At 38.7% G+C, this 22,431-nt stretch carries 24 protein-coding genes and 1 riboswitch; of the genes, 12 read left to right on the top strand and 12 right to left on the bottom strand.

What is annotated here, in order from left to right:
• Positions 1–43 precede the first annotated feature (43 nt).
• Together truA and WA338_RS05710 are read left to right on the top strand one after the other, a co-directional pair.
• A complete protein-coding gene (gene truA, locus WA338_RS05715; RefSeq protein ID WP_286991898.1) occupies positions 44–835 on the top strand; it encodes a tRNA pseudouridine(38-40) synthase TruA in 792 nt (263 codons plus the stop codon).
• Positions 825–2,594, top strand: coding sequence for an ABC transporter ATP-binding protein (locus tag WA338_RS05710; RefSeq protein WP_272984631.1), 1,770 nt, complete (start codon positions 825–827; stop codon positions 2,592–2,594). The genes truA and WA338_RS05710 overlap by 11 nt, the downstream gene beginning before the upstream one ends.
• Here the strand turns inward: WA338_RS05710 and WA338_RS05705 are convergent.
• Both WA338_RS05705 and cdaA read right to left on the bottom strand, forming a co-directional pair.
• Positions 2,591–3,439, bottom strand: a complete 849-nt coding sequence (locus WA338_RS05705; protein WP_272984632.1) for a DUF3667 domain-containing protein — start codon at positions 3,437–3,439, stop codon at positions 2,591–2,593. The genes WA338_RS05710 and WA338_RS05705 overlap by 4 nt on opposite strands.
• A 6-nt stretch (positions 3,440–3,445) precedes the next feature.
• Positions 3,446–4,228, bottom strand: a complete 783-nt coding sequence (gene cdaA / locus WA338_RS05700; RefSeq protein WP_009779259.1) for a diadenylate cyclase CdaA — start codon at positions 4,226–4,228, stop codon at positions 3,446–3,448.
• A gap of 241 nt (positions 4,229–4,469) precedes the next feature.
• Here cdaA and WA338_RS05695 point away from each other — a divergent pair, with 241 nt between their 5' ends.
• From WA338_RS05695 to WA338_RS05685, 3 genes are all read left to right on the top strand, one after another.
• Complete coding sequence (locus WA338_RS05695) at positions 4,470–4,829, top strand: BlaI/MecI/CopY family transcriptional regulator (protein WP_009779260.1); 360 nt, start codon at positions 4,470–4,472, stop codon at positions 4,827–4,829.
• A 1-nt stretch (position 4,830) separates the two neighbouring features.
• Positions 4,831–7,074: a M56 family metallopeptidase gene (locus WA338_RS05690; RefSeq protein ID WP_336092608.1), complete on the top strand. Its 2,244-nt coding sequence runs from the start codon at positions 4,831–4,833 to the stop codon at positions 7,072–7,074.
• A gap of 508 nt (positions 7,075–7,582) precedes the next feature.
• Positions 7,583–7,735 carry a hypothetical protein gene (locus WA338_RS05685; RefSeq protein WP_009779262.1) on the top strand — a complete coding sequence of 51 codons (153 nt, stop codon included), beginning with the start codon at positions 7,583–7,585 and terminating at the stop codon, positions 7,733–7,735.
• Here the strand turns inward: WA338_RS05685 and WA338_RS05680 are convergent.
• Positions 7,732–8,292, bottom strand: coding sequence for an adenine phosphoribosyltransferase (locus tag WA338_RS05680; RefSeq protein WP_316906982.1), 561 nt, complete (start codon positions 8,290–8,292; stop codon positions 7,732–7,734). The genes WA338_RS05685 and WA338_RS05680 overlap by 4 nt on opposite strands.
• Positions 8,293–8,404: 112 nt before the next feature.
• Here WA338_RS05680 and WA338_RS05675 point away from each other — a divergent pair, with 112 nt between their 5' ends.
• Positions 8,405–8,797 (top strand): DUF423 domain-containing protein, encoded by a 393-nt coding sequence (locus WA338_RS05675; RefSeq protein ID WP_009779264.1) that lies wholly within the window; start codon positions 8,405–8,407, stop codon positions 8,795–8,797.
• A 130-nt stretch (positions 8,798–8,927) separates the two neighbouring features.
• Here WA338_RS05675 and WA338_RS05670 read toward each other — a convergent pair whose 3' ends face one another.
• The 6 genes from WA338_RS05670 to WA338_RS05645 form a co-directional block, all read right to left on the bottom strand.
• A complete protein-coding gene (locus tag WA338_RS05670) occupies positions 8,928–10,931 on the bottom strand; it encodes a hypothetical protein (protein WP_272984634.1) in 2,004 nt (667 codons plus the stop codon).
• 363 nt (positions 10,932–11,294) lie between these two features.
• The gene (tenA, locus tag WA338_RS05665; protein WP_272984635.1) at positions 11,295–11,948 is read right to left on the bottom strand and encodes a thiaminase II; all 654 of its coding nucleotides are present in this window, start codon (positions 11,946–11,948) and stop codon (positions 11,295–11,297) included.
• Complete coding sequence (gene thiD / locus WA338_RS05660) at positions 11,935–12,768, bottom strand: bifunctional hydroxymethylpyrimidine kinase/phosphomethylpyrimidine kinase (RefSeq protein WP_272984636.1); 834 nt, start codon at positions 12,766–12,768, stop codon at positions 11,935–11,937. The genes tenA and thiD overlap by 14 nt, the downstream gene beginning before the upstream one ends.
• 3 nt (positions 12,769–12,771) lie before the next feature.
• Positions 12,772–13,434 carry a thiamine phosphate synthase gene (gene thiE / locus WA338_RS05655; protein WP_272984637.1) on the bottom strand — a complete coding sequence of 221 codons (663 nt, stop codon included), beginning with the start codon at positions 13,432–13,434 and terminating at the stop codon, positions 12,772–12,774.
• Between the two features lie 2 nt (positions 13,435–13,436).
• Entirely contained in the window at positions 13,437–14,231 is a 795-nt protein-coding gene (thiM, locus tag WA338_RS05650) for a hydroxyethylthiazole kinase (RefSeq protein WP_272984638.1), read from the bottom strand.
• A 55-nt stretch (positions 14,232–14,286) separates the two neighbouring features.
• A riboswitch (TPP riboswitch) is annotated at positions 14,287–14,380 on the bottom strand.
• A 49-nt stretch (positions 14,381–14,429) separates the two neighbouring features.
• Positions 14,430–14,903, bottom strand: a complete 474-nt coding sequence (locus WA338_RS05645; RefSeq protein WP_273016637.1) for a Na(+)-translocating NADH-quinone reductase subunit F — start codon at positions 14,901–14,903, stop codon at positions 14,430–14,432.
• 110 nt (positions 14,904–15,013) lie between these two features.
• On the opposite strand from WA338_RS05645, the gene WA338_RS05640 reads away from it, so the two are divergent.
• On the top strand, positions 15,014–16,912 hold the full coding sequence (locus WA338_RS05640; protein ID WP_273016639.1) for a tetratricopeptide repeat-containing sensor histidine kinase: 1,899 nt from the start codon (positions 15,014–15,016) through the stop codon (positions 16,910–16,912).
• On the opposite strand, the gene WA338_RS05635 is transcribed toward WA338_RS05640, so the two are convergent.
• The 3 genes from WA338_RS05635 to WA338_RS05625 form a co-directional block, all read right to left on the bottom strand.
• Complete coding sequence (locus WA338_RS05635) at positions 16,909–19,335, bottom strand: DUF4982 domain-containing protein (RefSeq protein WP_336092604.1); 2,427 nt, start codon at positions 19,333–19,335, stop codon at positions 16,909–16,911. The two genes, WA338_RS05640 and WA338_RS05635, sit on opposite strands and share 4 nt — an antisense overlap.
• A 70-nt stretch (positions 19,336–19,405) precedes the next feature.
• Positions 19,406–19,633 carry a hypothetical protein gene (locus WA338_RS05630; protein WP_273016641.1) on the bottom strand — a complete coding sequence of 76 codons (228 nt, stop codon included), beginning with the start codon at positions 19,631–19,633 and terminating at the stop codon, positions 19,406–19,408.
• Positions 19,634–19,853: 220 nt separating this feature from the next.
• Entirely contained in the window at positions 19,854–20,246 is a 393-nt protein-coding gene (locus tag WA338_RS05625) for a hypothetical protein (protein WP_336092601.1), read from the bottom strand.
• 137 nt (positions 20,247–20,383) lie between these two features.
• On the opposite strand from WA338_RS05625, the gene WA338_RS05620 reads away from it, so the two are divergent.
• The 5 genes from WA338_RS05620 (at position 20,384) to WA338_RS05600 (ending at position 22,430) form a co-directional block, all read left to right on the top strand.
• On the top strand, positions 20,384–20,647 hold the full coding sequence (locus WA338_RS05620) for a hypothetical protein (protein ID WP_336092600.1): 264 nt from the start codon (positions 20,384–20,386) through the stop codon (positions 20,645–20,647).
• 159 nt (positions 20,648–20,806) lie between these two features.
• Complete coding sequence (locus WA338_RS05615) at positions 20,807–21,400, top strand: hypothetical protein (RefSeq protein WP_336092599.1); 594 nt, start codon at positions 20,807–20,809, stop codon at positions 21,398–21,400.
• Between the two features lie 10 nt (positions 21,401–21,410).
• Positions 21,411–21,806 (top strand): hypothetical protein, encoded by a 396-nt coding sequence (locus WA338_RS05610; RefSeq protein WP_336092597.1) that lies wholly within the window; start codon positions 21,411–21,413, stop codon positions 21,804–21,806.
• Positions 21,763–21,918: a hypothetical protein gene (locus WA338_RS05605; RefSeq protein WP_336092595.1), complete on the top strand. Its 156-nt coding sequence runs from the start codon at positions 21,763–21,765 to the stop codon at positions 21,916–21,918. Before WA338_RS05610 ends, WA338_RS05605 begins: the two co-directional genes overlap by 44 nt.
• An 89-nt stretch (positions 21,919–22,007) precedes the next feature.
• Positions 22,008–22,430, top strand: coding sequence for a hypothetical protein (locus WA338_RS05600; protein ID WP_336092593.1), 423 nt, complete (start codon positions 22,008–22,010; stop codon positions 22,428–22,430).
• The last annotated feature ends 1 nt before the right edge of the window (position 22,431 follow it).

The raw sequence follows: 22,431 nt of genomic DNA, 5'->3' as shown, positions 1-22,431 counted from the left end.
ATCAAGCAGGCTCTACTTTCAGAGCTGCTACAAAGATGTATCTTTGCACCTTCAATCACAAACAAGAGGCTTGCGGTATTTCATTGAGATAGCATACGACGGAACATTATATCACGGCTGGCAAAGGCAGCCACAAAGTATTACGGTTCAAGAGGTTTTAGAGGAAGCCTTATCAACTTTATTACGGTCTGAAATTGCTGTGGTTGGTGCCGGCCGCACAGATGCCGGCGTTCACGCGACACAGCTTTTTGCACATTTTGAGATTGAAGAGTCTTATTCCGTTGAAGCCTTATCGCATTTAAAGTTTAGGTTGAATCGTTTTTTGCCGGAAGCTGTCGCTGTAAACGCGTTACAGCCGGTTTCTGCCGAAGCGCATGCGCGTTTTGATGCGGTACGTCGAAGTTATGAATACAAAATTCATACGGGCAAAAATCCTTTTTTGGTCAATCAATCCTATTACTTTGAAAAACCTTTGAATGTTGATGCGATGAATGAAGCAGCTGCATTCCTTTTGGGAAGACAAGATTTTAAGTGTTTCAGCCGTTCAAAAACAGACGTTAAAACGTACATTTGCGAGATTACTGAAGCGAGATGGGATCAAGATGGTGCGCAATTGAAATTTAGTATTTCTGCAGATCGTTTTTTACGCAATATGGTGCGGGCAATAGTAGGCACGCTGCTTGAAATCGGGCAGGGCAAATTAAAGCCTGAAGATTTAAAAACTATTATAGCTAGCCGAACACGATCTGAGGCTGGGGCATCGGCTCCGGCGCACGGTTTATATCTCACTGAAGTGGCTTACCCTAAAGAAATTTTTGAAAAATATGGCGAGTAGTAAAGGAAATGCATTTGATTTTGGCTTATTTAAAAAGCTCTTAAGCTATACCAAGCCGTATCAAGTACGCATGTATTTTGTTGCGATATCGGCAGTATTGATATCTATTTGTGCTGTACTTAGACCCATATATATCGAGTATGCGATTGATGAAGGGATGCAGCCCAAAGATATGGATAACCTAATCTACTATATTGGGTTGAGCCTACTCGTACTTTTGGGAGAATCTATCTTTCAGCTGCTGTTTATCTACTTTGCCAACTGGCTGGGACAACAAGTGGTGCTTGATATTCGTACCAAGCTTTTTAAGCATATGATCTACTTCAAAATGCAGTACTATGATAAATCTGCTGTAGGAAGACTGGTAACTCGTGCCGTAAATGATATTGAAACCATTGCGAGTATTTTCAGTCAGGGGCTGTTTATGATTATAAGTGATCTGCTTAAAATGCTTGTCATTGCAGGAGTAATGCTTTATAAGAGTTGGCAGTTGTCATTGATCGTTTTTGCGATACTTCCGTTTATTCTTTATGCGACGCGCGTTTTTCAGCAGAAAATGAAAGTAGCTTTTGAAGAAGTGCGTACGCAAGTCGCCAATCTTAATTCGTTTGTTCAGGAGCGTGTGACCGGAATGAAAATCGTTCAGATCTTTTCGCGTGAAGCGGTTGAACGTAAGAAATTCAATGAGATCAATCAAAAGCATATGAAGGCCTGGAATAAGACGGTCTGGTACAATTCAATCTTTTTTCCCATAGCAGAAATGGTCACTTCAATAACCATTGGTTTGCTCGTGTGGTATGGTGGTTTACGAGCAGCACAAAGCGACGTGATCACGATAGGTCTGGTTACTGCGTTTATTCAATTTTCTCAAATGCTTTTTACGCCTTTACGTCAAATTGCAGATAAGTTCAATACACTGCAGATGGGAATGGTGGCAGCAAATCGAGTTTTTGGTATTCTAGAAACTGAAGCCCGTATAGAAGATAATGGCACGCATTTATTAAGCGGAATAAAAGGTGATCTCAGTTTTGAGAATGTGCGTTTTAGTTATGTGCAGGATGAAGAAGTTTTACGCGGAATCAATCTTGAAGTAAAAGCAGGAGAGACGGTTGCAATTGTAGGTTCTACCGGTGCCGGAAAATCTACGATCATTAATCTTCTTGGACGTTTTTATGAAATAGACAGCGGTACCATTAAGATAGACGGTGTTGACATTCGCGATGTTCAGGTGGCTTCTTTGCGTTCTGAAATTGCAGTGGTATTACAAGATGTATTCTTATTTGCTGATTCTATTTTGAATAATATCACGCTCAATAACCCTGAAATCAGTGAAGAAGATGTCGTTGACGCCGCAAAGGCGATTGGGGTAGATCAATTTATAAGCAGTTTGCCTAATGGCTATCATTATAATGTAAAAGAACGCGGAGCCATGTTATCTAGTGGTCAGCGTCAGCTTATCGCATTCTTAAGAGCTTATGTGAGCAATCCAAGTATTCTGGTTTTAGATGAAGCCACTTCATCAGTAGATTCTAACAGTGAATATTTAATTCAGAAAGCCATCAATAAAATCACGAAAGGCCGTACATCTATTGTGATTGCGCACCGTCTTGCAACCATCAAAAAAGCAGATAAAATCATCGTGATGGAAAAAGGTCAGATCGTTGAAATGGGAAGCCATAAAGAACTTCTACAAGTAGAGAACGGTCATTATCGCAATCTGCACGAGGTGCAGTTTGCAGCCAATCAAGAGCCGGCTTAAGCTTTGCTAGCTTCGGCTTGCTTTATACTTTCAAAAAGTTCGTCAAACATTCCCATTTTAACCATAATGGCAATGGAGATCACTGAAATTATGATCAAGAAAACACTCCCGATTACAGCAAACAAGGAGGTTTTTAAAATAAGGTTGAACATATTTAAACGATAAAGGCGCTTAAGTACATAGCATGTATAGAAAATATAGGCAAACATCGCCAGAAAGCTAAACATGCTATATAAAGAAGACGACCACATGGTTAAAATAACCAGAACATAAAAAGTAAGGTTGATGTGGCTAAAAGCATAGAGGTAGATCACCATATGCTCTAAGTAATTGAATTGTTTGTAATTCCAGAAAACAAGGCGTGAAATTAAAGCATAAATAGGGATGCTAAGTATGCTCAATAAGGCTTGATATTCTGTTAAGCCAAGGGTTATTTTTTTGACCAAATTCATCTGAATTTGATTTTGAGTAGCGGGTACTGCCATTTCATCAAAAAAATCGTCTATAAAATATTCTTTAATCACAAACACGTAAATACCCGCAAAAGAAAGTGATAAAGCAAAATAGCCAAATGCAGAAATGTATTTTTTTCTTACCCCGTTGATGTAACCTCCAATAACATCTTCAGGTTTGGTAAAAAGCGCTAGAAATGTTTTAGGGAAGGCGCCGTCAATACTCAAAAACCGATCATTAAAATCCTCGAGAAGATTTTTAAAAGTGATGCGATTCTTGATTATTTTGCCACCACAACTGTCACAAAAAGCCGCATTAGGAGGAAGGTTTTTCAAGCAGTTTCTGCAATAATCAACAACAACGAGTTTGCTATCTGATTTCTCGGTTTTCATAGGAGTTTAGCTAAGGTCCTTTCTCAAAATCTCAATAAGTTCGGTTAAGTTTTTAAATAAGACAAACTCACCATCTTTAAGGTAACTAATGTTTCCGGTCTCTTCGCTCACTACCAATGCAACCGCATCTGTTTTTTCAGTAATGCCTACTGCAGCGCGATGTCGTAAGCCAAAACGCAAAGGAATATTACGCTCATTAGAAACCGGTAAAATTGCCCGTGTGGCGACAATCGTGTTATCTTCAATTATGGCAGCCCCATCGTGTAGTGTCGAATTTTTAAAGAAGATACTTTCAAGAATGGGACGATTCACTTCTATATTCATTTGATCTCCCGTTTGCTTGACAAAATCTAATTGTGTGGTTCGCTGAATTACAATTAGCGCTCCGGTACGCGTCTGTCCCATTTTATCGCAGGCATCAATGATTTCTTCAACTTTTGTTTTAGAAGTGTCTTGCGCTTCGTCTTGAAGAAATTTGATATGTTTTAAAAGGCCTGTCTTACGACCAATATTGGTAGACCCAATCATAAGTAGAAACTTTCTGATTTCCTGTTGAAAAACCACAATAAGTGCAAACATTCCAGCACCTATAAACTGTCCCAGAATGGTACTCAGCATTTCCATCTGGAGCAATTGTGTGATTTTCCACATCACCCAAATGATACAAATTCCCAGAAAAATATTTATGGCGACAGTTCCCTTTACCAGTTTATATAAGTAGTAGAGTAGGGTAGCCACCAAAACAATATCGACAAGATCGAGTATTCTGAAATTTTCGAGTAGATCCAAAGGTTAGCTGTTTTTGTAAAAATAGGGTAAAAGTTGCGGTTGTCTAAGTTAAACAATAGGATAATATCTGCATGAAATAAACCGCATCAAAAAGCAAAACCCTAACATAACTATAAAAATAGTTGTGTAACTAATTTTTTCGTTTTATGTTTGTTGAAAGGAAATATGTATAAAGGCTCGTTGAGATTTAGTTCTTTATATTTTTAATTAGTTCACCAAGAATCAACTTAAAAACCTCCAGATGGAAAAATTGACCAATAAAGAAGAAGAGATAATGCACATTATATGGAAGCTTGAGAAAGCCTTTGTAAAGGAGGTTCAGGCAGGTTTAGAGGATGAGAATTTGCATTATAACACGGTTTCTACAATCGTGCGTAATCTTGAAGAAAAAGGTTTTGTGGGGCACAAGGCTTTTGGAAAAACACATCAATATTACCCGGTAATTAGCAGAGAAGCTTATGGAAAACGCTTTTGGAATGAAGCGACCCGACGCTTTTTTGACAGTTCTTACAAAAACATGGTTTCATTTTTTGCAAAGGAAGAAAAAATCACTGCAGATGAACTTCGCGAAATTTTAGAAATCATAGAAAATAAAAAATAAGATGGAAGCACTCATATACCTTTTTAAATCCGGTGTGATACTGTTGTTCTTTTATATGATCTACATCTTTTTATTGAAAGATGAAACCTTTTTTAGATCAAACAGACAGTTCCTGTTAACCGGAATAGTCGCTTCTTTCTTGGCTCCGTTGCTCGTGTTAAAGCGAACGGTCTATAAAGAAATGCCTGCGATGGATTTTGATTTCTTATCTGACGCAAATACGCAGGTAGCTGTAAATGCTTCAAATGAACCAAGTGTAGATTTCTGGCAAATAGCAGCACTAATTTATGGGATAGGACTGGCGGTTATGCTGATTGCTTTCGGGAGAAAACTTTATCAGATTTTCTCATTTATAAAATCATCAAGACAATATACTTCTAATGGTTTTCGGTTTGTACAGGTTGATGGTTTAGATTCTCCATTTTCATTTTTTAATACCATTGTGCTCGATGCGCGCGCGCATTCTGAAGAAGATCTGGAGATGATCATTATGCACGAGCAGGAACACGCCCGTCAAAATCATAGTATAGACGTTTTGCTGGTACAGCTGGCACTTACGGCACAGTGGTTCAATCCTGTGGCTTGGCTTTATAAAAACGCGGTAATAGAAAATCTGGAATATCTGGCCGATGCTGCGACCGTGAATCAAGTTCAAAATCAAAAAAGTTACCAACTCGCGTTGGTTAAGGTAGCAGCGCCCAAACTGGCGCCGGCTTTGACCAATTCCTTTTATCAATCATTCATCAAAAAACGAATAGTTATGTTAAACAAGCAATCATCAAGCGAATTTAGAAAATGGAAAATGCTCCTCGTCGTGCCCATCCTTGGCGCATTTATGTGGAGTTTTAACGTAAAGGAAGAGATCAAGTACACTTCAGAAAGGGCATTGTCGACTACAGAAAACACGGCTGCTGTAATGTATTTAACTTCCTCAAGTAATGCTGAAGAACTGTTGGCAATAGAGCAGTATTTTGAAACTGAAATTCCTCAGGTAGATTTAAAAATACAAGAAGTGCAGCGTGATGCATCGGGGACAATTACCGACTTTGCCATTTATACGCGATTTGAAGGAGAGAATGATTTTAAAAAGAATCTGGAGTTAAAAGCTGAAGACGCGCAAACCGAAGCATTTGAGTATGCATTAAGTTATGATGATTCCAGTATAGCAATCGTAGACGTTAAAAACGGAATAACAAAGACGCTCATTACAAAAGAAGGTGTACAAGGATTTGTATTAGATGCTAAGGTTAAAAATGCCTTGTCTTCGCCTTCTCAAAGTACAGCGAAAATGAGTTTACCGGAGATTATAGAAGATGCTCCGGCCAAACCTTCTAAAAAAACGCAGCGATCGGGATCTAAGCCTTTTAAAAAGATCATAACACCGTCAACTTCTGAAAGTGAGATCAAAGCTATCGTGAGTGAGTTAGACACCGAGTATGATGTAGCTATGCGATTTTCTAGACTGAAATATAATGATGCAGGAGAAATCTCAAGAATTAAAATTGAGGTTGAGGATCGCAAAACCGGGAATAAAGCTTCGGCTAGTTACAACAGAGACGAAAACGCAATCATACCTATCGCTGTTTATAGAAGTGCAGATGGGACTTTTGGAGTGGTATCTGGTCAGAATTCAATAGTGCAGCGCAGTGCAATGGCTAAAGAAGAACTTGAACAACGCCGCGCAGAAATGGAACTTCAACGTGCTAAAATGGAAGAGCATAGAGAAGAGATGATGGTGCGTAGAGAGGAAATGATGGAAAAGCTGAAGGATTCTACTGAGTGGAACACAGAAATGAAGGCTAGAATGCAAGAGCGCCAGGCTGAAATGGAAAAACGCAAAGAAGAAATTGAAGCACGTATGGAAGAACGCCGTGCTGAAATGCAGGAGCGTGAAGAAGAACTGCGTATTAGATTGAAAGAACGGATGCTTCTGGAGGCAGATAGTGTTTTTGTACAAAGAGAGCGCCCTATAAATGCTTCAGAGTATAGCAATGCTAATAACAAACAATCTCAAAACATATATTACAGAGTGCGCCAACCGCAGCATGCTTCAAACGTAATTTTTGTTATTGATGGTAAGGTAATCGAAGATAAAGACTTTGACTTTAAATCAATAGATATAAAAACCATCGAATCTATAAGTGTTCTAAAAGGAAAAGAGCCAACAAAGAAGTATAAAAAGTATATAGATGATGACACAGAAGGTGTTATTGAGATCAATACTAAGAAATCAAAAAAGGATTAAAATAACCCATTCATCAATCAAAATTGAAAACCGATGTTACACTTACTAACATCGGTTTTTTTGTGCTCAAAAAGATGAAAATCAATTTTTTCAATTAAAAAGAGCGCTTTTTTGCCTTGAGAATTTGAAAAGTACTTAAATAACGTCTTGAAATGTTTTAATTATAAACTTCAACTTCGTTTTTAATTGACGATTGAAATGCGGATTAAACTGTTGGGGTTTTATTTTTTTAGAATACGCATTTTTTTAATTACAATACTGTATTTAAATACATTAATATTTGATGAAAACCTTGTAGATATTGTTTTTACTTCCGTATTTGTGGTCAGATAAATTTTTAACAATCAAAAAATCAATAGTATGGTCACTTTAGTTTTAACAATCATCGAGACAATATTTGGATAATCACAAATAAGTCTTAACATATTCTGGAAGCGCGCACAGAGTACTGTTAAATGTCTAAATTTGAGTAATCTGAATCTCTAATTTGTTAGAAGCTATCGCAACTATGAAAAAACGATTTTTTAAAACATTAGCCAGGATCAATAAAAAAATACTACCTAGCCTTACCAAAAAAGAAGTAGACTTAGCCAAAGCCAGTAAAGTACAGTTGGCTCTTTTTGGTTATAAACTATGGGTCACTAAAAATGCATTAGACTAATAATGCATTAAGCTATGTAAAGCATAATCTTCAAGTTTTGCTCTTCCATCTAGAAAACCTAATTCTAGTAAAAAATTACATTGCACTACGGTGCCTCCACATTGCTCTATCAATTTGCAAGCAGCAGCAGCCGTCCCGCCGGTAGCTAAAATATCATCGTGAACTACTACCTGATCACCTTCTTGAATCGCATTCTCCTGAATTTCGATAGTGTCTTCACCATATTCTAAAGCATAAGTTTCCTTGATAATTGCTCCGGGTAATTTACCGGGTTTTCTAATAGGAACGAAACCAACTCCCATCTTTTGAGCAAGAGCCAAGCCTAGTAAAAAGCCTCTACTCTCAATGCCTACAATTTTTGTCACATTGATTTCGTGTAAACCTTTGGCGAGTTGATCAATCGCATAGTTTGTAGCTTTTGAAGAAGCGAGAAGTGGGCAAATATCTTTAAAAATAATTCCTTCTTTAGGAAAGTCCGGGACGTCCTTGACGTATGTTTTTAAGTTCATATGTAGAATATAGAAATTTTCTAGCTTATGCTTTATAAATTTAATCATAAACTCAGTCAATTGGTAGCGCTGCAGAATAGAAGATTGATTTGTTTCTTTCAAAGCAGCCTTTACTAAATGTAAGCGATTACCTTTGCATTCCTCAAAATTGAAGACTTATATGGAAACTATTTTACTCAGTCAGTTTTTTGCAGCGTTTTACGGTTTTTTGGCCATCGTTCTTGGCGCCTTCGGAGCGCACGCGTTGAAAAAGCGTTTTACAGCCGATCAAATGGCTAGTTTTGAAACGGGAGTGAAATACCAGATGTATCACGCCATACTGCTTTTGATTTTAAGTTTCAATCTAAATTTTAATACCGTATTAGAAGAAGTGATGATCAATTGCTTTGTTTTCGGAACGCTTTTATTCTCGTTCTCCATTTATGGTTTGTGTATAAGTGGAGCTTCTGGTAAGAAATGGAAATTCTTGGGACCGGTAACACCTTTAGGTGGTTTGCTGCTTGCTACGGGATGGCTCTTGCTGCTGTATTCTTTTATTGAAGATTTTTTATAGTAGCCCCTCCAAGCATTCGTAATAAAAAGAATCGATTTTTTAGGAATACTTCGGGATATCAATTTCTAAGCGATATCAATAAAAAAGGCCTCATTTGAGGCCTTTTTCAATTTTAAGAACTACAACTAGTTTAATTGTTGTAAAGATAAAGTGACGAAGCCGAAGCTAATGTATTGTTCACTGAAGGCGCAATATTTCCACTTGTGGTAAGTGCATTACTGAAACCAAGGACTGCACCGGTAGCAATATCTGAAACAAAGATGGTCTTTGTTTTATGATCGTAAGCAACATCGATAGGATTATTCATTAAGGTGCTTAATCCTTCAATGATGTTCTGATCTGCAGTGCTAATCGTTCCACCATCACTGGTCGCATCTATTACCGTTGAAAAATCTGCGATCACGTTAATTCCACCGTCAATGGCACCACCTGCAGCAAGACCAATATCTGTCATTACCAGAACATCATCAGCAGCACTATAAGTAATTCCATGAGTACGCGTGATTCCTGAAATCGTAACACGTTTAGTAGGTGTTATGCTTCCATCCATTGTATTACTGAAGAAATCTTCAAAAATGGCTAGGTCGCTCGTGGTATCAACAACTGCTAGCAAATCGTCTCCTTTGAAGGCAACGCCCCAAACCGGAAATCCGGGATCAAAGGTGTTTTCTAAAGTAAATGAACTACCATTGTAAGAATACACATAGAACATATTTGCAGGATTGTCTGCAACTACTACCTTGTTGCCGTACACCGCAATTTCACGTGGACTTGAAGTCGCTAGATCTGCTGTGAAAGCAGCTGTAGCACTTGCACCGCTGGTAAGGCTTGAAAAATCACTATAATATTGTAACTCACCTTCTGAGCGAGATCCTAACAACAGCGCATCATTTAAAGCATTATAATAAATACCTTCAGAACTTGAGGAAGCACTGCTTATCATATTGACCATAGCACCTGTTTCATCGTAGACTGTAATAGTTCCGTCTGCGGTAGAGGTGGTGTATAAACGCGTCATTTGATTCATTGACGCCATACCTGTATTTCCATCAGTTTCATCGCTTGAAAAGTAAATTGAAGAAGCTGTCGCCAAATCAATCTCTAAGCTTGGACTTATATCTCCGCCATCACCATAATTTGTAAATCCTAGAATTTTACCGTTACCTACTTCTGCAATATAAACTGCACCGGTTTCAGAATCATAAGCGACATCAATAGGATTTCCCATTAAGGTTGAAGCACCTGCAATACGGGTTTGCATCCCTACAGGCAGCACATCTCCATCAGAAAGCGCATCAAATTTTGTTGAAAAGTCATTAATCACGTGGAAGCCTCCATCATCTGTAGCATTAGATGCTGCACCTATGTCGGTCATAATCATTACATCATTGGTTCCATCATAAGTCAGACCATGTGTGCGCACGATACCTTCAATGGTAACGCGTTTGGAAGGATTCATCATGCCATCCATCGCATTTACTATAAAGTCTGAGAAGACTGCAAGATCACTCGTAGTATCCACCACAGCATACAGGTCATTTCCTTTAAAAGCGATTCCCCAAACCGGGAACGGAATTTCAACAGTATAGTAGAGCGCAAAGCTGTTTCCTGCTTTATAATATACAAAGAATTTGTTTTCACCATTATCTGCAACTACGTAATAATCGCCGCTAACAGCCAGTTCACGCGGACTATTCAAATCTGTAAAAGTGCTGAACGAAGCATTTATAGTTGCATTACCAAGAGTACTTGTACCTGCATACGCGTCAAGCATCAAACCCGATCTTGAAGCTTGTACAAGAAGGTCTGCATCTGCGTCGTAATAAATTCCTTCAGCTGCAGTTGAAGTTGTGGTGTAGGTTACAATAGAGTCACCAGACACACTGTATTTTGTGATGTTTCCATCGGTATTATTGGTCACATAAAGGTCTGCGCGTCTTCCAGGATTGGTTGCCATTTCACAAGGCATACACGAACCACCACAATCGACGCCGGTTTCATCTCCATTCATAATTCCGTCACTACAGGTCGGTTCTTCAATCACGATCGTGTTAATATCGTCATCGTTATTACAGGAAGTAAGCGTGAAAACCGCAATTGCGATTACGCTAATTTTTGTAAAAATTGTCTTCATAAAATGCTGATTTTGATTAGAAAATTTGAAAAATCTTTTGTTTAATTCAATTAGACTTACGGAATCAGCAGTGAGGTGGGTTTTTGTAGTAATGCTAAAATTAAGTTAAAAGCTTAATCTTTAGTGGTTTAAACGATTTAGCCTAATATACTGCGTTTTTAAAATGAAAAAGCCCCAAGCTAAGCAGCTTGGGGCTTTTGAATATATAATTAACGCTAAATTTAATTTTCAATTCTGATGGCGGCTAATCCAAATAAATAAAATGAAAATCACTTTGTTAATTGTAACACTACTTAAAAGACGCTGCTTTTTGATGTGCGTGACAATTTTTTATTTGAATTAATAATTATTTAACAATAGCCGTTAAAAGGGCCACTTCCGTAAAGCGGAAGCACTATCCCAAAACATAAATTCTAGTTGGCTCGCAGTGTAAAAAGCAGCGTGCATACGTTCTTGTTGTTGTGAAGTGCAGGTTGCGGCGACACGATCACAAGTTTTGATTGCCTGATCGACTAGGATTCCAAATTCTTCACCGGCATAAGTATCAATCCATTTTTGATATGGATTGTTTTTTGTTTTCTGATTTTTAAGAATTTCATCGCCTACTTTTTTATAAATCCAGAAACATGGTAAAACCGCCGCCATTGCAACTTCGACCTGATCTAGGGCAGCTGTACTTTTTAAATAATGTGCATAATGGTGTGAAGTAGGTCCTATAGGGCCGCTTTTATCAATATTGAATTCCTTGAAAAAAGATTCATGCAACGCATTTTCAACAACGATGGCACCTTCAGCAAAACGGGTGAATGTCAAGATATCTTCAACATCGTGCGCCCGTGCCGCGATCAAAGCAAGCGCTCGACCAAAATTTTCCAGATAACTGGAGTCTTGTAAAACATAAAATTGAAACTGTTCTAGCGGAAGTGTTCCTTCGGTCAATTGTGTGATAAAAGGCATATTTAGAATTTCGGTATAAATACCTTCAATACGTTTCCAGCTTTCTTTACTCCAACTCATATTTGATTAATTTTTGAGGATTGAAAAAATGATTTAAAGGTCCGTTGCCTTTTCCGATTTTGACATCTTTAGCGTGATAAATTGCCTGATGTACATATTCCTGAGCTTTGGTGACCGAATTCAAAAGGCTGTTCTTTTGTGCGAGATAGGAAGCTATAGCAGAAGAAAGCGTGCATCCCGAGCCATGCATATTTTGAGTTTCAAACTTTTCAAATTCAAACTCATGTACGGTTTTATCAGGACCAAAGAATAGCGAGGTCAAAAGATCAGATTTTAAATGGCCGCCTTTGAGAAGTACAGATTTACAACTTAAATCAAGGATTTTGTTTCCTGCGATTCGCATGTCTTCAATGGTTTCAACAGGCATCTGAGCAAGAATTGCAGCTTCATCCATGTTTGGCGTAATCACATCTGCCAGTGGGAAAAGCAGTTCAGTAATGCTTTTTATTGTTTCATCTTCGATAAGTTTATGTCCGCTTGTAGCCACCATCACCGGATCAAAAACCACTGGGATTTTTGGATAATTTTTGAGTGTTGCTGCAATCGTTTCTACCAATTCTGGTGTGTGCACCATTCCTATTTTTATAGCGCAAGGCAGTATATCGTCAAAAATAGAATCGAGTTGCTCTTTTACAACCGAAGTAGGAATACTGAAAATCGATTGAACCCCGGTGGTATTTTGTACCGGAAGCGCAGTAAGAACAGTAGTAGCATAACAGCCCAAGGCTGAGATGGTTTTAAGATCGGCTTGAATACCCGCGCCACCGCTACCGTCAAAGCCGGCAATACTCAGAACTGTGGGATACTGATACTTTGTCATAAACTATAAATTAAGGAGATTGGCTCTGTTTTTTAATCCTTTCTGAATTTCTTTCCGAAGGAGTTGCGCTGCGTTTTTAGGTTTTGGTGCTGCACATATTGCCGAGACCACCGCGATACAATCAGCGCCGGCTTCTACAACTTGTCTGGCGTTAGACGCATTCATATTACCAATTGCAACCAGAGGTTTTTGAGTAATAGACCTGATTTTTCGCACTCCGTCAAAACCCCAAGTCGTCACCGTATCGGTTTTTGTTGAGGTGCTAAATACCGGACTTATTCCTAAATAATCAGAAGTATAGGTTTGTTCATTATAAAGTTGCTCAAGGTATTCTATGGAATAGCCTAAAATCGTGCCAGACTCCCAAGACTTTCTGATTGTTGTAGGTAGCATATCTGAATTGCCTACGTGAATTCCAGCCGCTTTACATTGTGTCGCAATTTCCAGATTATCATTGATAATGAGCGGCACCTCGTAGCGGTCAAGAAGTTCTTTAAGTTCAAAAGCTTTATTCAGAAATTCTTGAGGAGTATCGTTTTTTTCTCGTAATTGAACAAGATCAACACCACCTTGAACCGCAGCTTCGGCAACTTCTAGGAAGTTTCTGCCAAGACAGGCTTCTTCAGAAATAACCAAGTACAACTGGTATGGAAATGGTTTTTCCATAATTAAGCTAAGATTGTAGTGGTGTTTAAAAATTCAGTTTCAGAAATGTTATGCAATTTGTCTAGAATTCCAACTTGCAAACTTCCGGGGCCCGTACTGTTTTGAGCTGCGAGTTCACCAGCAACCGCCATTAGGGCTGTGGCTGCAATAGCTGCTTCTGTTCTATTAGGAATAACAGCGATAAAAGCAGCTAAAAGCGCTGTGGCAGAACATCCCATCCCCGTGATCTTAGTCATCAGTGAATCGCCGTTTTTTAATTGCGTAATACCTGCTTCGGAAACAATGATGTCTACCGCACCAGAAATAACTACAACAGCACCAAATTTTTCATTTAGAAATTGCGCTGCCTCAACGGCTTCAAGACTTGATGAGGTACTGTCAACACCCTTAGTTGCTGTTTTATTGTGCTTTGCCAAAGCTAGAATCTCTGAAGCATTCCCACGTATCGCTGTGGGTTTCATCGCAAGAAGTTCACTTAAAACTTCATCCCGGTAAGCGGTCGCTCCGGCACCTACAGGATCCAGAATCCAAGGTTTGTTATTTTGGTTTGCAGCAGTAATTGCAAGCTTCATCGATTCAACCCAATATTCATCAAGGGTACCAATATTGATCACCAGAGCTTGACAAATCGCTTGCATGCTTTGCATTTCGGGATGTGCGTGAGCCATAATCGGTGAAGCGCCTGCAGCAAGAAGTGCATTTGCCGTGTTGTTCATTACCACATAATTGGTGATACTTTGTACCAGTGGTGCTTGTTTACGAACGTTTGTGATATGTTTCCAGAGTAACTCTTTCATAGTCTTGTTTTAAAAATAGTAAACGGCTATAGAGTTACTTCAATAGAAGAAGTGAAGATAAAAATATACTTTTCCCTACGCTGGTGTTAACCAAACAGGTTCAAAGGGACTCTCTCAATTCTAAATTTAGAATACCCCTAAAGCCAAATCAAATATAAAAGTTATATGCTGAATGCAGCCCAAGAATTTTCAATAATTCTATACGTGCGCTGCTAAAAGTTGATGAACGGGTTGCTTGTTTTCAAATTCAAAAAGTTTAGAATAATCCATTACATTCTCAATACCATCAAGCTTGCACATAAGTGCAACAGCTTCGCACATACCCATAAACATAACTTCTTTTGAAGTACGGTCAACTTTAGATTCAGAACGTCTTGAAAGTGGCAATTTGTAGCCACAACCTTTTAAAAAAGCAGCTTCAATTTGGAGCAATTCAAGTGGAGCATAGCCTCCAAAAGTTCTACCCAGCGATTGATGCACTTTGCCTACGTACGTCAATTTGTGACTTCCGTGACCTTCGGTAAGATGCTTCCAACTGTCTGTATTGTCTAGAATATTACCCACAGCACAATGTTTGCAACATTCAGGATTTAGACTCTCATTGTGAAAGGCGGTATAGAGTTTTTGTATGGCTTGATCAAATCTTTTTGAAGCGTGCATCATCTTTTTCATTTTTGATAAAGTTACAAAATTTGAGAGGTATCTTTTTAGCTTTCAGTAGGTCATACTTATAAATTTGCTCTATTTTTGAGTAGCGCTTAACTCAATCCCTAACTTATTGAATGCTTTTTTATAGAAAAATAGCTTTCATTATTGTTTGTTTATTGCTGCTGTCTACCTCTGTTTTACCCGCAGCGGTTTTGCAGGAAGATAATAATGAACAAATAGAACAACTACTCGAGGAGTCTCAAGCCTTGGCTTACGATAATTTTTCGGCAGCATTATTAAAGCTTCAAGAAGCGTACGATTTATCAAAAGAAGTTGAAGATAACCTTTTGACTGCCGAAGTTTTATACACTTCAGGTTGGGTTTATTATGTAAAGGGAAAGTATCAAGAATCTTTAATTCACTTTAATGAAGGCCTCTCTTTATTTAAACAGCAAGATGCTCAGAAAGGTGTTGCCAAATCCTTAATAGGAACCGGTTTAGTTATACAAGCTATTGATCGTCATAAAGAAGCTATCGCGCTATTTGAGCGCGTTCTAGCTATTTATACTACCATTAAAATGCCTGAGCGAAAGGCGCCGACATATATTAATCTTGCAATTTCCTACATTGAATTAAAAAACTATATAAAAGCTCAGGAAGCTCTGAATCTAGCTTTTGATCTGGCCAATCAATATGATCTAGAGCAGATCAAACATCATTATCACAATAAGGCAGGAGAGGTGGCTTTTCAGACAGGTCAATATCAAGCAGCAGTAAAACATCATTTGGCAGTCTTAGAACACGCCATAGAACCCAATGATTGGGAAAAATCATACGCACACGCCGGTCTTGCTCAAGCGTATTTAAAACTGAATGCTATTAGCAAGGCAGAATTTCATGGCTTAGAAGCGCTAGCATTTGCAGAAGGCTCAGAATCCCTTTGGGAGCTTGAACGCAACACGGCAATTTTAGCAGCGGTCTACGCAGCTAAAGGAGCATCTGAAGAGGCTTATAAGCAATTAAAAGAAAGTCAGAAATACCGGGATTCGCTTTATGATTTGAAAACTTTGCAACTGGTTAACATTCTTCAGTTAGAAGAAAAAGAAAATGAAAATAAACGCCTAACCTCTGAGGTTGCCCTTAAGGAAAGTGAATTGCAGGTTACCCGCTGGCAACTTATAGGATTAGTGATTTTAGCATTGTTGCTTTTATTTATCTTGTTTTTACTGTGGAAGAATAACCGACAAAAGGAAATTTTTGCCAAAGAACTGGCACAGAAAAATAAAACCATAGAACACAACCAAGAGCTCATTCTAAAGCGGAATATTGCTTTAAATAAGATCAATGCTAACAAGGATAAATTTTTTGCGATAATCTCACACGATCTTAGAGCTCCAATGCTTTCTATAAAGCAAATGCTGGATCTGGTAGAACAAGGAGTTCTCGATATAGCCGACTCTAAAAACCTAGAGCACGAGTTAAAAATGCAAGTAGAGAAAACATTGGTGATGATTGACAACTTATTGAACTGGTCGCAGTCACAACTTGACGGTATTTTAGTCAAACCTATTGCGATTGATTTACCCAAAACCGTTGCTGAAATTATTGAAATTCATCAAGTATCTGCCGATTTTAAAAACATTGCGATCATTCACAAAGCAGTGGCAGAAATTCCACTAATACGGGTAGATTCAGGGCATTTGTCAGTGATTCTTCATAACCTTATTTCAAACGCTATTAAATTTACTTACGAGGGGAAAAAGATTTTTATTGAATATCGTATTACGCCAAATAAGGTAAACCTTCATATTCGAGATCAGGGAATGGGGATAGCTCAAGATAAATTAGAGCCGCTTAAACAAACACAAGAACAAATTTTGTCGAGTATTGGTACCGCGATGGAAACCGGTACCGGCTTAGGGCTTATGCTCGTAAAACAGTTTTTAAAACTCAACGATGCCCAGCTCGATGTGCAAAGTACACCCGGTGAAGGATCAGAATTTATATTGTCATTCAATATGGCAAATCGCTAATTTGAAGTTTTGATTTCAAGCGAAGCGTTTTGGAGCTTATTACCAGTAACCTTTAATTCCATTGTTCCTGCTTTATCTGTACTTTCAACAAGCACGACAAGCTTACCACTGAACAATTTCATTTGAGAAGCATAGAAAGAAGTTAAAGACGTTGGGTCGCCGTTGCATACTGCTTTAAAACTTCCTTTACCTGAAACCTTGAATGCTAACTCGTTTGTTGCTGTAGGGCAGGGGATTCCATTTTTGTCTACTACTGAAACGGTCACAAAAGCAAGATCCTTTCCATTTGCTTTAAGAGTGGTGCGATCGGCTTCTAGTTTTATTTTATGTGGCTTACCTGCAGTTTTAACTGTTTTTTCGGCAGTTTTAATTCCGTTTTTGTCAAGAGCCACAACCTTTAAGGTTCCTGGTTCATAAAGAACGTCATTCCACATCAGACGATAACGGGTTTGAGGTGTTGAATCATTTTTTATGCGAATTCCCTGGCTTTTTCCATTGACAAATAATTCTGCACGGTCATAACTTGTATACACAAAAACCGGAGTTTTCTTACCCTCGCGACCTTCCCAGTTCCAATGCGGTAAAATATGCAACGTTTCATCTTCGGTATTCCAACGACTTCGGTAGAGGTAGTAACGATCCTTAGGAATTCCGGCGAGATCAATCATCCCAAAATAAGAGCTTCGCGAAGGCCAACTCGTATCGTAAGGCGTTGGTTCGCCAAGATAATCAAAACCCGTCCACACAAACTCGCCAATGACCCAAGGTTTGTCATCCTGCATTATAAAATCGGTTTCAGGAAGATTAGACCAACTGCAATATTCCAGATCGTAAGACGAACTTTGAAAATCGGGATATTCTTTCATTTTAGCTTTAACAGCAGGGAATTTATAGATACCTCGCGAACTCACGGTTGAAGCGGTTTCAGATCCTAAAATGAATCCCTGCGGAAATTTCTCATAGGCTTCTTCATAAAGATGAACGCGATAGTTGAGCCCGGGAATGTCGAGGATTGCTCCAAAACCTGATTCCATTGTCGCGTTTACCTGATCCATTCCTACAGTAACCGGGCGGGTAGGATCTTCACGATGAAAAATATTTTGTAACCAAAGGGCGCGTTTTACACCCGCGCTACCATATTGATCTGGAACTTCGTTACCTGCACTCCACATCACAATAGAAGGATGATTGCGGGTGGCTCTAACCAGATTTTCTACATCACGTTTAGCATATTCGTCAAAAAAGCGATTGTAGCCATTTTTGACCTTTGGTTTTTTCCATTCATCAAAACTTTCTGCTAAAAACATAAAACCCATTTCATCTGCCAATTCCAGTTGCTCAAAGGAAGGCATATTGTGCGCACTACGAATGGCATCGCAACCCAGATCCTTTAGAATTTGCATTTGACGACGAAGCGCCAATTTGTTTACTGCAGTTCCTAAAGGTCCCAAATCGTGATGCAAACAAACCCCTTTAAACTTTCTGGTTTTACCATTAAGCTGAAAGCCATTTGCGGCAGAATACGAAATGGAGCGAATTCCAAAGCTAGTCGAGACTTCATCTTTGAGTTCGTCACCAGCATATAGTTTTGTTACTGCCGTGTACAGATAAGGATTTTCGGGACTCCAAAGTTGAGGTGATTGGATCTTTATGTTTTGTTCAAATTGCTTTTGAATCGCTTCGGAAGTTTTATTGTTTTCAATCTCTTTTCCAGATGCATCATAAATTGTCGTGACTAGTCTCAGATTTTCGCCTGAGAAGTTGGTTTTTACATTTACCTGCGCGACTTCCTGAGTAGCAACCGGCGTAGTGATCGTAGTTCCCCACTGATTGATGCTTTCAGGATTCTTGATAATTAAACTCACAGGTCTGTAAAGACCGGCTCCGGGATACCAACGTGAGGAAAATTCTTTATTTGAAAGTTTTACAGCTAATGTATTTTTGCCCTCCAGTAATTTGTCGCTTATGTCAAAATAGAAATACGCATAGCCATAAGCCCATTCGCCAACTTTTTTTCCATTGAGATAAACCTCTGGTTCACTCATTGCACCCTCAAAAAGCAGCAGGATTTTTTTATCAAGATCCGCTGCTGGTATGTTGAAATTTTTACGATACCATCCTGTTCCAGTAAATGGAAGCGCTCCTGTGCGTCCTGTTTTTTCCGTAGGAACTTTTTCGCCATTTTGAGTGATAGCAACCGTTTGTTTATCGATCTCTTTATCAAAAGGCCCGTAGGTCGCCCAATCGTGAGGCACCGTAACATCCTGCCATTTTGAGTCGTCAAAGGTAGTAGTTTCAGCATCAGGGGCTTCCCCCTTGTAAAATTTCCAGCCGTCTTCTAAGTTTAAAACTTTGCGAGGCTCTTGAGCAAAAAGAGCAAGGGAGAGGAGAAAAAAAACGAAGATTGAACTTTTTTTGAGCATAATAAGACTTTGCAAATAGTGCTCTAAAATAGAAATAATTAAATGTAATAAATACGTTTTATTTGATTTCTTACGGAAACATATCGCATCGGCAGGCATACCATTGTTTAGTAAACTTTTCGAGCGAGTCGAGATAGGTGTTGATTTCGGCTTCACCACATAGTTTCTTTCCTTCATCAAGAAGTACAGGTGCATTAAGCGCTTCATCAACCTTAAAATCTGATGGAATTAATAGCGCAGCGACACGAGCTTCGAGTGTTTTAAACATTTCAGCATTTGGAAGGATCAAAAGCAGCATGAATAGAGTTTAAATTTTCGAAGCATAAATTAAGAAAGCCAAAGTAGTATTCAAAGAATTTCTCTTAAACACGATGTAAATCAGAGGGAGAGTCTACTTAAAAACAGTTCTAAATGAAAAAAGCCACTCAAACGAGTGGCTTTTACTTTGTGACCTCGGCAGAGTTTTTCTGAAAAGGTATCTTTTTTAAAATCAGCATATTATAAATGTATTGGGATAATTATGGGATACTTTGCAGCGAAGTACCCGTGATTTCTTGAATCCGCTTAATCACTTTTGGGTCTTTCAATCCTTCCATCAAAAGGTCAACAAATAATGCAGCAGCTCCATTTGGACCAACATATTTCTCAGGCTCTTCCATCATAATGATCTTATCAGAGACCTTTTCATCTTTTCTCAAAGGCTCTCCTTCGCCCAAAAGAATCCACCGCAAAGAATATTTGGGGTATTCGCTAATAAATATTTGTAGTATCTCGGCACTAGGGGTACTACCATTTTTCTTCAACACATTAAAATAGCCTGAAGCTTTGCCTAGACTGGCTTCAAACTTGTTTTTGCTTATCCCTTCCATCGTGGGAATACTCAAAAAACGGTCTACGATGTTATCTTCCAATATGTTAAAATTTAGAAAATCACAAATAATTAATTGTACTACTAATAATTATTTGTAATATTGTTACAGAATTACTACAGAAATAATACGGTAAAAGTACAGAATTAACACCGCAAGGTCAATAATATAATTATACGATGTATTCAGAATCAGATTTAGAAGCTTTAGAAAAACGCATTGGTAAGAATGTGAAGACCAGATTTGTAGACTATCTGAATCACAAGGGAATACGTAATGGCTGGGGACGTCCTTTTCGTTTGCAGAACCTCACAGATTTCTGGAATGGTAAGAAAGAAGATTTATTGATCGAAGGTTATCTCATTGACTTTGAAGAAGAGTACAACAAAAAGCGCAAAAAATTATTAGAGCGCAAGTCTTCGTTAAAATCTCCCGCAGCCTAATGGCTTTCACCCCTACATACAAGCAGTGCCGGTTTAATCTCCGTTTGCGGGGGCTTATGAGTTGGGTTTTACCGGCCTGCTTTCTTTTTAAAATAAAAATGCCCAGGGCGGCTACCCCGGGCAAACACAATAATTAATCCCTTTTAAAATCTAATTATTATGCACACCAAAACTACACCATTAAAACCGTTCAAACAAGATTTCACAACCTGTGAGAACGACTCCGAATCAACCGTTGAGTTTTTTGCCATTCGTAAAAATATGACGGTGATGTTCTTCCAGAACGGAGTTTGTAAACGCTGGGAAGAGCTACATCCGCAATTGTTCACGATTATGGCCAACGCTTATCAAAAAGATGCAGGTGCTAAGCAATACCTTGAATCGTGGAATTTAAACTATAACCGTCAGGTAGAACTCTTTACCTATTTTGGATGGGGCACACTTGATCATCAACCCGATATTTTAAACGGAGTGCTGCAGCCCTGCGAAAACTTCCGTCACGGGGAAGATTGTCCTTCCGTGCATTTTGATACTAAAGAATTTACCATCAACAGACAGCCGCTTAACAAGCGTGATCTTCAAATTATAGATGTAGCCGCTAGCGGACTTTCCAATCTAGTCGCTGCCGAAAAACTCGGCATCGCCATTAGTACTTACAATTCGCAAAAGGCAGACCTCTTTAAAAAGACCGGCACCGACAATGTTGTGAGTCTGGTGATGGCCGCCGCCAAAGAAAAATTAATCGCAAGCTAATTCTTGAATTATGAAAGTAGATGAAATCATACCAGGTACACCGGTGATCTTTTATCAAAAGGTTTCGCTAGCCGGATTTTTATCAGACCCGATCGAGACTGAAATTCTAACGGCACCCTGGCACACCAGTGCAAAACATTTTTGCAAGGTTAAGGGGCACAATACCTATGTAGATATAGAACATCTGGCTCCTTTGGTTACTAGTTCTAAACGCGTGAAGGAGTTGCAGAGTATGATCAACCGTCTTAAAGGCTATATCGAGCAGGTTAAGGTGATGGACATCTTTACCGATTATGACCGCAAGATCTTGGTGCCCCGGTATGAATCTAATCTACTGGTTTTAGAACGCAAGTTAGAGCGCTATGAACGAGAAGACGCACAGAAACGAGCTGCAAGCGCAACTTGAGGCACGGCTTAAGTATCTGGTAGATCCTGATGAACCTAAGCCGGAATTTGAAACTACAAACGCGCTCGCTAAAGAAATCCTGCGCATCAATAAACAAATCAAAGAAGTATAAACCAAGACCAACCTCCATAACCCAGAGTCCTATAAATGATTAGTAGTGTTCTTATTTATAGTAGGAGGTTGGTTTTTAATCAAATCAACATGAAAAAACGAATTATAATTTTTGGTGGTGCCAATACCGGTAAAACCCGTCTTGCAAAGCAAATGGCACTGGCTTTTGATAACCCGGTTTTTATATCAGGTAGAAAATTAAACGAAAGTAGATTTCCTTATGAAGAGCTTGAATCCGATAATGATTTAATGATCATTGATAATGTGACTACGGGAATTATATCATTAAAACCTTCTTTTTTAGTCTCTGAAACTCTGATTATAAATAAGGAGATTTTTACTACACCCAAAACCATCATCACAATAGAATGCGATGAGGAGTTTATTGATGAACTACCCAAAGCCATAAAGCTTCGCAGCATCTTCATCAAATGCGAAGCAGATCATAGCGACACGATGCCTGCACTTCAAGCCAACCGCTACTACACCCAAAACGAAATCTTAAACGCATAGT

Source organism: Leeuwenhoekiella sp. CH_XMU1409-2 (genome assembly GCF_037029365.1).
GTDB lineage: Bacteria > Bacteroidota > Bacteroidia > Flavobacteriales > Flavobacteriaceae > Leeuwenhoekiella > Leeuwenhoekiella blandensis.
Note: the sequence above shows the minus strand (reverse complement) of the source record. Positions and strands in the feature narration are given on the sequence as shown.

Excerpts from the sequence above, each read along its gene's own strand:
- WA338_RS05710 (WP_272984631.1), top strand. The coding sequence starts at position 825 with ATGGCGAGTAGTAAAGGAAATGCATTTGATTTTGGCTTATTTAAAAAG.
- WA338_RS05705 (WP_272984632.1), bottom strand. The coding sequence starts at position 3,439 with ATGAAAACCGAGAAATCAGATAGCAAACTCGTTGTTGTTGATTATTGC.
- WA338_RS05695 (WP_009779260.1), top strand. The coding sequence starts at position 4,470 with ATGGAAAAATTGACCAATAAAGAAGAAGAGATAATGCACATTATATGG.
- WA338_RS05690 (WP_336092608.1), top strand. The coding sequence starts at position 4,831 with ATGGAAGCACTCATATACCTTTTTAAATCCGGTGTGATACTGTTGTTC.
- WA338_RS05685 (WP_009779262.1), top strand. The coding sequence starts at position 7,583 with ATGAAAAAACGATTTTTTAAAACATTAGCCAGGATCAATAAAAAAATA.
- WA338_RS05680 (WP_316906982.1), bottom strand. The coding sequence starts at position 8,292 with ATGATTAAATTTATAAAGCATAAGCTAGAAAATTTCTATATTCTACAT.
- WA338_RS05675 (WP_009779264.1), top strand. The coding sequence starts at position 8,405 with ATGGAAACTATTTTACTCAGTCAGTTTTTTGCAGCGTTTTACGGTTTT.
- WA338_RS05670 (WP_272984634.1), bottom strand. The coding sequence starts at position 10,931 with ATGAAGACAATTTTTACAAAAATTAGCGTAATCGCAATTGCGGTTTTC.
- tenA (WP_272984635.1), bottom strand. The coding sequence starts at position 11,948 with ATGAGTTGGAGTAAAGAAAGCTGGAAACGTATTGAAGGTATTTATACC.
- thiD (WP_272984636.1), bottom strand. The coding sequence starts at position 12,768 with ATGACAAAGTATCAGTATCCCACAGTTCTGAGTATTGCCGGCTTTGAC.
- thiE (WP_272984637.1), bottom strand. The coding sequence starts at position 13,434 with ATGGAAAAACCATTTCCATACCAGTTGTACTTGGTTATTTCTGAAGAA.
- thiM (WP_272984638.1), bottom strand. The coding sequence starts at position 14,231 with ATGAAAGAGTTACTCTGGAAACATATCACAAACGTTCGTAAACAAGCA.
- WA338_RS05645 (WP_273016637.1), bottom strand. The coding sequence starts at position 14,903 with ATGAAAAAGATGATGCACGCTTCAAAAAGATTTGATCAAGCCATACAA.
- WA338_RS05640 (WP_273016639.1), top strand. The coding sequence starts at position 15,014 with ATGCTTTTTTATAGAAAAATAGCTTTCATTATTGTTTGTTTATTGCTG.
- WA338_RS05635 (WP_336092604.1), bottom strand. The coding sequence starts at position 19,335 with ATGCTCAAAAAAAGTTCAATCTTCGTTTTTTTTCTCCTCTCCCTTGCT.
- WA338_RS05630 (WP_273016641.1), bottom strand. The coding sequence starts at position 19,633 with ATGCTGCTTTTGATCCTTCCAAATGCTGAAATGTTTAAAACACTCGAA.
- WA338_RS05620 (WP_336092600.1), top strand. The coding sequence starts at position 20,384 with ATGTATTCAGAATCAGATTTAGAAGCTTTAGAAAAACGCATTGGTAAG.
- WA338_RS05615 (WP_336092599.1), top strand. The coding sequence starts at position 20,807 with ATGCACACCAAAACTACACCATTAAAACCGTTCAAACAAGATTTCACA.
- WA338_RS05610 (WP_336092597.1), top strand. The coding sequence starts at position 21,411 with ATGAAAGTAGATGAAATCATACCAGGTACACCGGTGATCTTTTATCAA.
- WA338_RS05605 (WP_336092595.1), top strand. The coding sequence starts at position 21,763 with ATGAACGAGAAGACGCACAGAAACGAGCTGCAAGCGCAACTTGAGGCA.
- WA338_RS05600 (WP_336092593.1), top strand. The coding sequence starts at position 22,008 with ATGAAAAAACGAATTATAATTTTTGGTGGTGCCAATACCGGTAAAACC.